11 protein-coding genes are annotated in these 13,475 nt (G+C 62.5%); 6 read left to right on the forward strand and 5 right to left on the reverse strand.

Going from position 1 to position 13,475, the window contains the following annotated elements; all coding sequences use genetic code 11:
* Window positions 1-81: 81 nt before the first annotated feature.
* Genes BSG19_RS14705 through BSG19_RS14720 form a run of 4 tightly spaced genes read right to left on the reverse strand, consistent with a single transcriptional unit; the run spans window position 82 to window position 4,165 of the window.
* Complete coding sequence (locus BSG19_RS14705) at window positions 82-1,164, reverse strand: tartrate dehydrogenase (RefSeq protein WP_244529258.1); 1,083 nt, start codon at window positions 1,162-1,164, stop codon at window positions 82-84.
* Between the two features lie 18 nt (window positions 1,165-1,182).
* Window positions 1,183-2,688, reverse strand: coding sequence for a tripartite tricarboxylate transporter permease (locus BSG19_RS14710; protein ID WP_092989086.1), 1,506 nt, complete (start codon window positions 2,686-2,688; stop codon window positions 1,183-1,185).
* Between the two features lie 6 nt (window positions 2,689-2,694).
* The gene (locus BSG19_RS14715) at window positions 2,695-3,147 is read right to left on the reverse strand and encodes a tripartite tricarboxylate transporter TctB family protein (RefSeq protein WP_092988773.1); all 453 of its coding nucleotides are present in this window, start codon (window positions 3,145-3,147) and stop codon (window positions 2,695-2,697) included.
* Between the two features lie 52 nt (window positions 3,148-3,199).
* A complete protein-coding gene (locus BSG19_RS14720; protein WP_092988774.1) occupies window positions 3,200-4,165 on the reverse strand; it encodes a tripartite tricarboxylate transporter substrate-binding protein in 966 nt (321 codons plus the stop codon).
* 124 nt (window positions 4,166-4,289) lie between these two features.
* Between BSG19_RS14720 and BSG19_RS14725 the strand changes: the two genes are divergently transcribed.
* The gene (locus BSG19_RS14725) at window positions 4,290-5,207 is read left to right on the forward strand and encodes a LysR substrate-binding domain-containing protein (protein WP_092989087.1); all 918 of its coding nucleotides are present in this window, start codon (window positions 4,290-4,292) and stop codon (window positions 5,205-5,207) included.
* A gap of 136 nt (window positions 5,208-5,343) precedes the next feature.
* On the opposite strand, the gene BSG19_RS14730 is transcribed toward BSG19_RS14725, so the two are convergent.
* The gene (locus tag BSG19_RS14730; protein ID WP_092988775.1) at window positions 5,344-5,817 is read right to left on the reverse strand and encodes a MarR family winged helix-turn-helix transcriptional regulator; all 474 of its coding nucleotides are present in this window, start codon (window positions 5,815-5,817) and stop codon (window positions 5,344-5,346) included.
* 87 nt (window positions 5,818-5,904) lie between these two features.
* On the opposite strand from BSG19_RS14730, the gene BSG19_RS14735 reads away from it, so the two are divergent.
* The 5 genes from BSG19_RS14735 to BSG19_RS14755 all read left to right on the forward strand — a co-directional run bounded on the left by BSG19_RS14735 (window position 5,905) and on the right by BSG19_RS14755 (window position 13,305).
* Entirely contained in the window at window positions 5,905-7,368 is a 1,464-nt protein-coding gene (locus BSG19_RS14735; protein WP_092988776.1) for an aldehyde dehydrogenase, read from the forward strand.
* A 131-nt stretch (window positions 7,369-7,499) separates the two neighbouring features.
* Window positions 7,500-8,339 (forward strand): p-hydroxycinnamoyl CoA hydratase/lyase, encoded by an 840-nt coding sequence (locus BSG19_RS14740; protein ID WP_092988777.1) that lies wholly within the window; start codon window positions 7,500-7,502, stop codon window positions 8,337-8,339.
* Window positions 8,340-8,445: 106 nt separating this feature from the next.
* On the forward strand, window positions 8,446-10,572 hold the full coding sequence (locus BSG19_RS14745; protein ID WP_092988778.1) for an acetate--CoA ligase family protein: 2,127 nt from the start codon (window positions 8,446-8,448) through the stop codon (window positions 10,570-10,572).
* Between the two features lie 83 nt (window positions 10,573-10,655).
* On the forward strand, window positions 10,656-11,981 hold the full coding sequence (locus BSG19_RS14750; RefSeq protein WP_092988779.1) for an MFS transporter: 1,326 nt from the start codon (window positions 10,656-10,658) through the stop codon (window positions 11,979-11,981).
* Window positions 11,982-12,261: 280 nt separating this feature from the next.
* Complete coding sequence (locus BSG19_RS14755) at window positions 12,262-13,305, forward strand: alpha/beta hydrolase (protein ID WP_092988780.1); 1,044 nt, start codon at window positions 12,262-12,264, stop codon at window positions 13,303-13,305.
* Window positions 13,306-13,475 lie beyond the last annotated feature (170 nt).

The raw sequence follows: 13,475 nt of genomic DNA on the forward strand, positions 1-13,475 counted from the left end.
GCTTTGCATCGCGGCTAGCATGCGATGCCGATCCGGCTTCAAGGTGCACCGCGCAGGCAGATGGCCCGCGCGGGTTGGCACCTACCGAAGCGTCTCCGCAACAGCCTTCCCGCACGTGACAGTGTCGGCGCTGCCGCCCAGGTCGCGTGTTCGAAGCCTGCCATCAGCAAGCACTGTCTCGATTCCTGCCATCACGGCCGCGCTGGCCTCATGTTCTCCGAGATGATCCAGCATCATCGCAGCCGACCAGATCTGGCCGATCGGGTTCGCAATCCCCTGCCCGGCAATGTCAGGCGCCGATCCGTGAACGGGTTCGAACAAGGAGGGAAATTTCCGCTCCGGGTTGATGTTTCCCGACGGCGCGATGCCGATCGTGCCGGTGCAGGCAGGCCCGAGGTCCGACAGGATGTCACCGAACAGGTTCGAAGCGACGACGACGTCGAAGCGGTCCGGGTTGAGAACGAAATGGGCGCAGAGAATGTCGATGTGATATTTGTCCCAGGCGATATCCGGATAGGCTTTCGCCATCTCCTCGACCCTCTCGTCCCAATAGGGCATCGAAATAGAGATACCGTTCGATTTGGTTGCTGACGTCAGCCGCTTGCGAGGGCGGGTCTGGGCAAGATCGAAGGCGAACTTGAGGATCCGATCGACGCCGATGCGCGTCATGACCGTTTCCTGCAGGACCGTTTCCCGCTCCGTCCCCGGAAAGATGCGCCCGCCGACCGAGGAATATTCTCCTTCGGTGTTCTCGCGCACGACGTAGAAGTCGATATCGCCGGGTCCTCTGCCGGCGAGCGGCGAGGTTACGCCCGGCATCAGCCGCACGGGCCGCAGGCTCACATACTGGTCGAACTCGCGCCGGAACTGAATGAGTGAGCCCCAGAGCGAGATATGATCGGGCACGACATCCGGCCAGCCAACCGCGCCGAAGAAGATCGCGTCATGGCTGCCGATCTGCGCCTTCCAGTCATCCGGCATCATCTGCCCGTGCTTGACGTAGTAGTCGCAGGAGGCAAAGTCGAATGTGTCGATCCGGAGTTCGAAGCCGAATTTCTTCGATGCCGCTTCGAGAACCCGCAGCCCTTCCGGTACGACTTCCTTACCGATGCCGTCTCCGGCAATAGAAGCGATTTTGTGGATGCGGTTGGTTCTGTTTTCCAAAGTCATGCTCCAATTCAATCAGTCTTCCTCGACGAAGACCTCGTTGCGACGTCTCGCGATGTTGGGGAGAAAGGCGACGATCAGCACGATGACGGCAACCGTCAGAAGTCCTGCGCTGATGGGCCGGGTAAAGAAGACGGAGATGTCGCCGTGCGAAATCGTCATCGCCCTGCGCAGATGCTCCTCCAGCAGGGGGCCGAGCACAAAGCCCAGCAGCATGGGCGCAGGCTCGAAATCAAGTTTCGACAAGGCATAGCCGAAGATGCCGAACGCCGCCATCACATAGAGATCGAAGGTGTTGGAGTTCACACTATAGACACCAATCGACGCGAAGGCGAGGATTGCCGGAAACAGCACCGTGTAGGGAACGGTCAGAAGCTTAACCCACAGGCCGATCAATGGCAGATTGAGGATGACGAGCAGCAGATTGCCGATCCACATCGAGGCGATCAATCCCCAGAAAAGGACGGGTTGCTCGGTTGCCACCTGCGGGCCCGGCACGATGCCCTGGATGATCATCGCGCCGATCATCAGCGCCATGACGGGATTGGCTGGCACGCCGAGGGTCAGCATCGGAATGAAGGATGTCTGAGCCCCGGCATTGTTGGCGGCCTCCGGTCCGGCGACGCCCTCGATCGCGCCATTGCCGAAGCGTTCCGGCGTTTTGGAGATTTTCTTCTCCAGCGCGTAGGAAGCGAAGGACGCAAGGATCGCGCCGCCACCCGGAAGGACGCCGAGTGCGGAGCCGAGCACCGTTCCACGGAAGGCCGGCCCGATCATGGCCTTCAGATCCGCGCGGCTGGGCCAGAGGCCCGCTACGCGTTTGACGACGGCGGTTCGCTCCATCGTCGTTTCCAGGTTCCGCAGGATTTCGGCGATGCCGAACAGCCCCACGGCAACGGCGACGAAATTCAGGCCATCCGCCAGCTCGGGCCGACCGAGTGTGAAACGCATTGCGCCGGTGTTGATGTCTGTTCCCACGAGCCCGAAGACGAGGCCCATCGAGACCATGGCGATCGTCTTCAGCACCGAGCCGCGAGCAAGAACGATGGAGGCGGCAAGGCCGAGCACCATCAGCCCGAAATATTCCGGCGAGCCGAATTTCAGCGCGATCGAGGTCAGTGGCGGTGCGAGAGCGGCAACGACGATGGTCGCGATGGTGCCGGCAAAGAAGGAACTGAGTGCGGCGGCTGCAAGCGCCGGCCCTGCCCTGCCCTGCCGTGCCATCTGGTATCCATCCAGAGCCGTTACGGCCGACGAGGACTCGCCGGGCAGATTGATCAGGATCGCCGTGGTGGAGCCACCGTATTGTGCGCCGTAATAGATGCCGGCAAGCATGATCAGCGATGTTTCGGGCGAAAGCGACAGCGTGATCGGCAGAAGCATCGCAATCGTCGCGGTCGGGCCGATGCCGGGGAGAACGCCGACCAGCGTTCCGAGCAGCGTGCCCACGAAGCAAAAGAGAATATTGTAAGGCGTCAGGGCCGCGCTCAGGCCCATCCCCAGATTTCCGATGAGGTCCATCATGGCCTAAACTCCAAACCAGGGGCCAATGAGACGGACGGGAAGCCCGAGGCCGTAGTAGAAAACGCCGAGACAGAAGACGGTGATGCCGAGCGTGATCGCCATGACGATGAGCGGCTTCTGCCCTTTGGCGGCGGATGCGGCAGACAGAGTGGTGAGTGCCACTGCCGGAATGAAGCCAAATCCACGAACCGTCAGGCCGAACAGGATCGGCGCGACGATGAGGGCAGCGAGAGCGCGCAAGGGCGCGATCTGCGGGCGGAAGGCCTCGGTATCGCGAAGGGCCTTTACGCCGATCACGGCCCCGATCACCGTGATGACGATCGACAGGATCAGGGGAAAATAACCAGGGCCCATCCGGAGCGCCGATCCGACGTCCATCGTGAAGACCGACGATATGCCGAAGCCTAGGCCGACAGCCAGAAGCGTGCCGGAGGCGGCCATATTCTTGATATCCATGGAAGACCTCCGTTCAGCCGGGGGACGTCATCCCCCAGCCGAACCATCACCGTTAATCTGCGAACTGACCGGCCGCCTTGATGATGGGATCCCAGCGCTTGATTTCGCTGTCGAGCTTGGAGCGGAGCGCGTCCTGCGTCGCCTGCTCCTTCGTTGCCGGAAGGGTAGCGATCTGTGCGAAGCGCTCCTTCAGAACGGCGTCGTCCATCGCGGCCTGAAGAGCCGAGGTCAGCTTGTCCGTGATCTCCTTCGGGGTGCCCTTGGGCGCATAGAGGCCATGCCAGACACCGAGCTTGAATTCGGGCATTCCAGCCTCGGTCGTCGTGGGCACGTCAGGCAGCGTGGCGGCCCGTGTTTCTCCCGTCATCGCATAGGCCTTGACCTGTTTCTGCGTGATCGGGCCGACGGTGTTCGTCGCCTGGTCGCAGGTCATGTCGATCTGGCCGCCCAGCAGGTCGGTCATGATCGGGCCATTTCCCTTATAGGGAACGGTGGTCATCTGCGTGCCCATCAGGGACATGAACAGCGTTCCGCAGAGGTGGGACGCAGCCCCGATCCCGGCATGAGCATAGGTGATCTGGGTGCTGTTCTGCTTGATGTAGGCGACGAGTTCCTGAAAGGTCCCGGCCGGAAAATCGTTGCGCGCGACGACGGTCATCGGGGCGTCGCTCACGAGGCCGATGGGCTCGAAGGCCTCCATCGGCTTGTAGGGCAGCTGCCTGTAAAGGGCTGGAGCCGTGGCCATGCCGATGTGATGGACGAGGATCGTATAGCCGTCCGGGTCGGCATCCGCGACACGGCGCGCGCCGATCGTTCCGCCCGCTCCTGCGACGTTCTCCACGAGTATCTGCTGGCCGAGGGACTTCGACATCGCATCGGCGGTCAGGCGGGCAATGGTATCGGTCGGCCCGCCCGCGGCGTATGGGACCACCATGAAGATATTGCGTTCCGGGTAATCGGCCGCAAAAACCGGGGTGACGGATAGCGTCAATGCAGCTATGATTGGTATTAGTTTCATTTTCTTCCTCCATTTGCCGTCGTCTCCAACAACGGCACTCCTCAATGCAACACAGTCGCGAACAAGCGATTGACGGTCCAATGCCGTTTCGGCTTCAATTGGTGCCGTAAGTGAGGGGATGAGGATGGATACTGCCTGGCTTCTGGATTTGCGCGCGCTTGCCGACACCCTCAACTTTTCGAGGGCCGCAGAGGCGCGCAACATTACCCAGCCCGCTTTTGGTCGCCGGATAAAGGCCCTTGAAGATTGGAGCGGATCGGTCCTGGTCGACCGGTCGACGCACCGCATCAGGATTACGCCTGCAGGCGAAATCATGCTGGATGCCGCAAACGACATTCTCCAGAGGATCGAGAGGGCAACCCAGGAATTAAGTCAGGAACGCTCCGCAACCGCCACCCTGACATTCGCGGCAACGCACGCCTTGTCGTTCACCTTCTTCCCCGGTTGGGTTCAAAGTCTGGGCTCATCGGTCGCGACTGTCCCGATCCGGCTGCTCTCGGACAATATGAACGCGTGTGAGAAGATGATGGCCGAAGGGCGAGCCCAGTTTCTTCTCTGCCACTTTCATCCAAACAGCGAAATTCGCCTGCACGACACGGATTTCAAATATCTGGAACTAGCCAGCGACGTTCTTCTCCCGGTGGCGCAAAAAGATAAGCATGGAGCGCCAATCCACAGGCTGCCCGGCACGCCATCAGATCCTGTCGCGCATATATCGTTCGACGAGAAGTCTGGAATGGGCAGAATCCTGGCCGCGAACCTGCCGCATGTCGGGAGCGAACTGCATCTCGCCCGTGTGTTCACATCTCACCTGGCGATGGTCTTGAAAGCACTGGCGCTGGAAGGGAAAGGCGTCGCCTGGATACCACGCAGCCTGGCCATTTCCGAGCTGGAACCGGAGGGAAAGCTTACGGTTGCCGGCGACGAAAAGTGGAACGTGCCGGTCAAGATCGTGCTGATCCGATCCCGGTCACGCATGACGGAGTTGGCCGAAAAATTCTGGACGACGGTCGAAAGTGCATCCAGGCGGAAGACGGTCTGACGCCTGTTTCACGATAGCCCTTGATGAGCCGAATGGTCGTGCGATCTCAATACGCAGTAGCGGAGGTAACACGCATTTGCATGATGCTGCGGTCGATGATGGACAGGCAAACCCGTGTCAACGGCAGTGCGTCCGTTCATTCGGCGTTCTTCCAGTATTGACCCAGCAAGTCCGTCAGCAACTGGCGCGACTGGGGGGATATTGCCCCGAAGAATTCGCGGTCATGCTCCAGCATCACGCGCTCGGCATCCTCCGCTGCCTGCCTGCCGCTCGGCGTCACCGTGAGCCCGAAGGCTTTTCCGCCGATCGCCTGCCTTTCGACCAGGCCGCGTCTCTCGAGAGATGCCGTAAGCGGCGCCATATTGGCCCGTTTGATGCCGAGGATCCGGCCGATCTCGCTCTGGATAATGCGCTCATTGCCGGCGATCAGGATGATGACGGACCCTTCGCTCGGTGTCAGATTGATCTGCGCGAGCCTCTGGGCAAGCACGCCCATCAAATAACTCGAAGCCCTGCGAAGCTGGTAGCCGAGATGGTCTTCGAGCGTATTGCTCGGGGTGGCTGAGGTGGGCGTGTTTTTTGTAGGCGTATCGGCGTCGTTGGCTGTCATCTTTCGATTTTAGAAAATTTCTCTTGCCAACTCAAACAAATTTGTCATGCTATATAACATAGCAATGAGGCGGGAGGCTCAAAGGTTATGACCATCGTTCAAATTCCGGCTCAGTCCCATCGGCCGGCTCAACCGGACCAGCAGGATCGTCAGGCCACATTCGAGCGGATCAACCCGCTCGACGGCACGGTGGCGACTGTCGCAAGCGCCTTCCGGGTCGACGATATCAGCGGGATTGCCGAGAAGGCAGAGGCGGCGTTTGCCGTCTGGAGCAGCTTCGGGCCGAATGCCCGGCGCGCGGCCCTATCCAAAGCGGCGGCGGCATTGGAGGCGAGGGCCGCCGATTTTATCGATGCCATGATGTCGGAGATCGGCGCGACCGAGGGCTGGGCGCGGTTCAACATCATGCTGGCCGCCGGAATGATCCGCGAGGCCGCGGCCATGACCACGCAGATCGGCGGCGAGGTCATCCCCTCGGACAAGCCCGGATGCCTCGCCATGACCATCCGCGAACCGGTTGGCGTCATTCTCGGCATCGCACCGTGGAACGCGCCCATCATCCTCGGCGTCCGGGCAATCGCCATGCCGCTTGCCTGCGGCAACACGGTCATTCTCAAGGCGTCCGAGCTTTGCCCCCGAACGCACAGCCTCATCGTCTCGTCCTTCATGGATGCCGGGCTGCCGGACGGCGCGGTCAACATCGTCACCCATGCGGCGGCAGATGCCGGCGCGGTCGTCGGAGCGCTGATCGACCATCCCGCCATCCGCCGTATCAACTTTACCGGATCGACCGCGGTCGGCCGGATCATCGCGAAGCGGGCTGCCGAACATCTCAAGCCGGTTCTGCTGGAACTGGGCGGCAAGGCGCCGTTTATCGTCCTCGACGATGCGGATCTGGACCAAGCGGTCAGGGCTGCGGCCTTCGGCGCCTTCATGAACCAGGGCCAGATCTGCATGTCGACCGAGCGGATCATCGTGGTGGATGCCGTTGCGGACGCCTTCATCGCCCGCTTCCAGGCAAAGGTCGCAACGCTCGATGTCGGCGATCCCCGCACGGGTGCCGCGCCGCTCGGCGCCGTCGCGGACATGAAGACCGTCCATCATGTGCAATCGCTGGTCGACGATGCTGTCGCCGCCGGGGCCACGCTCGTCAATGGCGGCCCCGCAGAAGGCGTCCTCATGCCGGCCCATGTCGTGGACCGCGTGACGCCGGCCATGCGGCTGTTTCGCGACGAGAGCTTCGGTCCCGTTGTTGCCGTCGTCAGGGCGCGGGACGAGGAGCACGCCATCGAACTGGCGAACGATACCGAATACGGCCTGTCGTCCGCCGTGTTCACCCGCGATACCGCGCGGGGTTTGCGTGTCGCCCGGCGGATCAAATCCGGGATCTGCCACATCAACGGACCGACCGTCCATGACGAGGCGCAGATGCCGTTCGGCGGTGTCAAGAACTCGGGCTACGGCCGTTTCGGCGGCAAGGCCGGCATCGACGCCTTCACGGAACTGCGCTGGATCACCATCGAGACCCAGAACGGTCACTTCCCGATCTGACGCCTCCTGCAAAAAAGCAAACGACATCCACGGGGTGCGTGTCCGGTTGAGAACCGGCCGGCCTTGAGGAGGTCGACTGTCTTCACGAGACTTCATCAAACCACCGACATTCGTCAACAAGGAGATAAGCCATGGATCTGCATCGCCAGGATCAGGACACCGTCACATTCGAGATCGTCGATCGGGTCGCGTGGGTCAGTTTCAATCGTCCCGACAAGCGTAACGCCATGAACCCGGCGCTCAACCGCCGGATGATGGAGGTTCTGGACGAACTCGAATTTTCCGAGGATGTTGGCGTTCTCGTGCTCACCGGGCAAGGCACCGCATGGTCCGCCGGCATGGATCTCAAGGAGTATTTCCGCGAGACCGAGAGCCAGGGCCTGCGCGGCACACGCAAGGCGCAGCGCGAAAGCTACGGCTGGTGGCGCCGCCTGCGGTGGTACCAGAAGCCCACCATCGCCATGGTCAACGGCTGGTGCTTCGGCGGAGGATACGGCCCGCTGTTTGCTTGCGACCTCGCCTTTGCCGCCGAAGAGGCCCGGTTCGGGCTTTCCGAGATCAACTGGGGCATCCTTCCGGGCGGCGGGGCCACCAAGGTCGCGCTCGAACTGACCAATTTCCGCAACGCGATGTACCACGCGCTGACCGGCGAGAACATCGACGGCAGGAAGGCGGCCGAATGGGGCTTCGTCAACGAGGCTCTGCCGCTCGACCAGCTGAAAGCCCGCGTCGGCGAGGTCGCTCAGGTGCTGCTGAAGAAGAACCCGGTTGCCCTGAAGGCCACCAAGGATGCCGTGCGACGGGTCGGCACCATGACCTACGAGGAAGCGGAAGACTATCTGGTCCGCGCGCAGGAAGCCGCCAACAGCTACGACAACGAGGGCCGCAAGGAAGGCATCCGGCAGTTCATCGACGAGAAGAGCTACAAGCCGGGTCTTGGCGCCTACGACCGGTCGAAGTCGCAAGCGTAAGCCGTATCGGAACCGCATCGCACCGGGAGGCGATGCGGCCCCATCAATCGCATGCAGCAAAAGCCGCCATCCCATGGACGCGCGGCCCCGTGGAGGAGAGACGACTATGGACCAAGACATCCGGTTCCTGCCTGCCCATGCCATCGGCCGCCTGCTTCGTCCGGCCTCCGTGGCGATCATCGGCGCATCCGACAAGCCCGGCGCCCTCGGGGCTTCCGTTCTTGCCAATCTCGACCGTCTGCGGTTTCCCGGCGAGGTCTTTCTCGTCAACCCCAACCGGGCGGAGATCGGCGGCCGTGCCTGCCTGAAGGCCATCGCCGACCTGCCGGAGGGTGTCGACGTGGCGATCCTCGCCATACCGCGCGCCTCCGTCCTGGAGGCCGTGAACGCGCTCGCCTTGCGCAAGACCGGCGCGGCGGTGATCTTCTCGGCCGGCTTTGCCGAGGGCGGCCCGGAAGGGCTGGCGGAACAGCGCGAGATCGCCGCCATCGCCGCGCGCAGCGGCATGATCGTGGAAGGGCCGAACTGCCTCGGCCTCGTCAACTTCGTCGATGGCATTCCCCTGACATTCATCGAGACGCCCGACATCAGGCTTAACGGCCGTCCGGGCATCGGCATCGTCTCCCAATCGGGCGCGATCGCTGCCGTCGTTGATACCACACTGCTTGCGCGCGGCCTCGGCCTGTCCTTCTCGATCTCGACCGGAAACGAAGCGGCAAGCGGCGTCGAGGACTATGTGGACTATCTGATCGACGATCCCCATACCCGCGTCATCGGCATGGTCGTCGAGCAGTTCCGCAAGCCGGCGCGCTTCCTGAAAGCCGCGCGGCGCTGCATCGCGACGGGCAAGCCCATCGTTCTCCTGCATCCCGGCCGCAGCAGCGCCGCGCGGGAATCGGCCGCCACCCACACCGGCGCCATGGCTGGCGACTATCAGGTCATGAAGACCAGTGTCGAGCGGGTGGGCGTCATACTCGTGGAGACGCTCGAGGAGTTCGGCGACTGCCTGGAGCTTACCGCCCGCTACGGCAGGATCGGCGGCGGCGGCACTGCGGTGGTCGGCGAATCCGGCGCCTTCAAGGCCTTGACGCTCGATCTGGCGGAAGCACTCGCTTTGCCCCTGCCGCCGATGACCGACGAGGACAGCCCGAACCTTCGCGCCGCCCTGCCGCCCTTCGTGCCGGTCAGCAACCCGGTCGATCTCACGGCGCAATCGCTGGTCGATCCGGACCTCTACCGGCGCACGCTCGCGGCCCTTCTCGGCGACGATCGCGTCGAAACCATCGTGCTCGGCATCATCCAGACGGACGCTGCCACCTGCACCCTGAAATTCCCTTCCATCCTCAGCGCCATCGCGGACCTGAAGCCCAAAAAGCCCATCATCATTGCCGGCCTGGACGAGGGTGCGCCGATCCCGTCCGCCTATGTGGATGGCCTTCGCGCCCTTGGCATCGCCTATTTCCCCTCCACCGACCGGGTGATGCGGGCCGTCTCAAGACTGGACGAGCGCGCGCGCCGTAACCTTGCGGTAAGCGGCGTCGAGCCGGCGACACTGGCGGGATTGCCCGGCGGCCCGGCGGTCGTTCCGGAATACCGGGCCAAGGACCTTCTGCGGCAGGCCGGTTTCACTTTCCCGGATGGTGCGCTGGCCACAACGCCGGAAGATGCCTGCCGCATCGCGCGCGAGATCGGCTACCCAGTCGTTCTCAAGGCCCAGTCCCCTGATCTCTCGCACAAGAGCGATGCGGGCGGGGTTGTCGTCGGCCTGTCCGACGACGTCGCCGTCGCAAAGGGCTGGGCCGAACTGTCGGCCAATATCGCCCGCCACAGGCCGGGGATCGTGCTCGACGGCGTTCTGGTGGAGACGATGAGCCCGCGCGGCATCGAACTGATCGTCGGCGCGCGAAACGATCCGGAATGGGGTCCGGTCATTCTCCTCGGCTTCGGCGGCGTCCAGGCGGAAATTTTGAAAGACGTCCGCCTGCTCGCACCGGACCTGACACCGGAGGCCATCATCGGGGAAATCGGACGGCTGAAATGCGCCGCTCTTCTTGGCGGCTTTCGCGGGGCCGCCCCCTGCGATGTCGGAGCTGTGGCCGACATCGTCGGCCATCTCGGCCGGATTCTCCGAGCGGAACCGTCGATCCGCGAGATCGACCTTAATCCCGTCGTCGTCCATCCCGGACGCCAAGGCGCCATCATTCTCGACGCGCTGATGACGGTCGGCGACTGAGACGGACGCGACGGCAGGGTCCTGCATCCGCGCCGCGCGGGCAGGACCCTGGATTTCATTTCAACCTTGAGGGAGGAGCAGCCATGAACGAGGATCCGAAACACATTATTGCGCAGACGCCGATGAGCCCGATGCAGATCTGGGCCGTCGGTCTTTGCGTTCTTCTGAACGCGCTCGACGGGTTCGACGTTCTGTCGATCAGCTTCGCGTCACCCGGCATCGCCAAGGACTGGGGCATCGACCGGGCGGCGCTCGGCATCGTGCTGTCGATGGAACTCATCGGCATGGCTATCGGCTCCGTCTGGCTCGGGGGCTTGTGCGACCGCATCGGCCGGCGCGCCGCCGTCCTCGTCAGTCTCGTGCTGATGGCCAGCGGCATGTCGCTGGCGGCAACGGCATCCGGCATCCTGCCACTGTCGGCCTTCCGTCTGCTGACCGGTCTCGGCATCGGCGGCATGCTGGCGGCGACCAATGCGCTTGCAGCCGAGCACGCCAATGCGAAACGCCGCAACGTCTCGATTGCACTGATGGCGACCGGCTATCCGCTCGGGGCCGTGATCGGCGGCGCGCTCGTGTCCCATTTTCTCGTCGATTACAGCTGGAGAGCCGTGTTCGCCAGCGGCGCGATGGTGACGGCCTGCTGCATCCCGCTCGTCTACTTCACCCTGCCGGAAACCGTGCCATGGCTTATCCAGCGACGCCCCGCAGGCGCGCTCGATCGTGTCAACGACGTCCTGAAGCGCATGGGCCGCGCAAGCATTGCCGCCCTGCCGGAACGGGATGCCGCACGCCTCAAGCCCGGCATCCTGCAACTGTTCACGCCATCGCTGATCGCGGCGACCGTGTGCCTGACGCTTGCCTACTTCTTCCACATCATGACCTTCTATTTCATCCTGAAATGGGCGCCGAAGATCGTCGCGGATATGGGCTTCATGCCGTCCGCCGCCGGCAACGTGCTGGTCTGGGCCAATATCGGCGGCATCGCCGGCTCCATCGCCATCAGCCTGCTCAGCCAGCGCTTCGCCGTGCGCCCCCTGACGATCGGCGTCATGGTGCTCGCAACGGCTCTCGTGGCGTTGTTCGGGCGCAGCGCTCCCGATTTGGTGCAACTATCGCTTCTCGCAGCCGTTGCCGGATGCGCCACGAACGCCGCCGTGGTCGGACTCTATGCCATCTTCGCCGAGGCGTTTCCGACCGAAGTCCGCGCAAGCGGCACCGGTTTCGTCATCGGCATCGGCCGGGGTGGCGCAGCCCTCAGCCCGATCATTGCCGGCATGCTGTTTGCAAACGGCGCGTCGCTCCCGAGCGTCGCCCTCATGATGGGATTGGGTTCGACCGTTGCGGCCGCCGCCATCCTGGCACTGGGACTCCGATCCATCGGGGCGGCAGCGCCGAAGCAGGCGATGTGATCGTTGACCTCAGCCGAGAGGACGGCAGCCATGTCACTGCAACTCCGGACTGTCTGATGTGAGGCTTGAACAAATTTCGGTCGGGTTAAATGAAGCACCTTTAATTTTACGCTTTGCCGAAATTCGGTTACGAGAAGAAAGATATTTTTCGGAGCCGCGATGCCTGCATCCCAAACAGCAAGAGCCGCAATCCGCGGCCATCGTGTCACAGGACGAAGCGCATTGTCCCTTCCTGTGTTTGAACTTTCAGCAATCCAGGACGTATTCAGGAGATATCGACATGAAGCCTCTACCTCTGCGCCTTTTCGGCGCGCTATTTTTCGGAGCAGCCATGGTGACCGCCAACCTTGCCCAAGCTGACGACAAGACGTCTCTGCCCGGCTACGCGGAAGGCGCCGAGGTCGTTCGCGTGGAAAAGACGCAAGGGCAGATCGATCAGATCAGCGGTGTGATCTTTTCGCAGATCAAGCAGGTTCGGGCCGTCACCCAGCTAGAGATGTCGCTGCTTGTACCCCGGACCAAAGATCTGAAGCCGGCGATCGTCTACTTCCCGGGCGGCGGCTTCACCTCTGCGGATCATGAGAAGTTCATCGATTTGCGGATCGAGCTCGCCAAGGCGGGCTTCGTGGTGGCGGCTGCACAATATCGCACGGTTCCGAACAAGTATCCCGCACTGGTCGAGGACGGAAAGGCGGCGATCCGTTACCTGCGGGAACATGCCGATGAGTACGGCATCGACCCTGCCCGTATCGGCGTGCTGGGAGATTCAGCCGGCGGCTACGTTTCACAGATGATGGGCATGACGAATGGCGAGAAGCAATTCGACAAGGGCCAGTTTCTGGACAAATCCTCCGATGTTCAGGCGGCTGTGACGATGTACGGGATCTCCAACCTTCTGGAAATCGGCGACGGATTTCCAGAAGCAATCGCGAAGGTGCATCAATCGCCGGCGGTTACCGAAGCCCTGCTGGTGAACGGAACGGCCTTTGCGGATTTCCCAGGGGCATCGATCGACAGCAATCCGGAGAAGGCCTTGAAGGCGAGCCCCATGGGTCATGTCGACGGCGCCAAGCCGCCCTTCCTCATCCTGCATGGAAGTGCCGATACGCTCGTGTCGCCGAAGCAAAGCGTTCAGCTCTACGAGGCCTTGAAGAAGAAGGGCGACAAGGTGGAGTACGTTCTCGTTGAGGGGGCCGGTCACGGCGATCTCACCTGGTACCAGCCACCCGTCATCAACCGCGTGGTCGATTGGTTCAAGGATACGCTTGGCGGACCGATCAAGGGAGCCGCCAGCGCGCCGGGTTCCGCTACGGGCAACCTTTGAGGAAACAGGAAAACGCTTTGCAAGCAAGGCGTTGCTGGCATGGCAAAATTCGTGGCGATTATCTGCTGGTGACTCTTGCGACCGGCGTTATGATGGGCGTGCGTAACGTCGGCTAACGCCGCAACAGCATCGGCGAAGGGGAACTCTACCCTTCGCCGATGTCTTACAGA

The sequence above is a fragment of the Rhizobium sp. NFR03 genome (assembly GCF_900111275.1).
In the GTDB taxonomy this organism is placed as follows: domain Bacteria; phylum Pseudomonadota; class Alphaproteobacteria; order Rhizobiales; family Rhizobiaceae; genus Ferranicluibacter.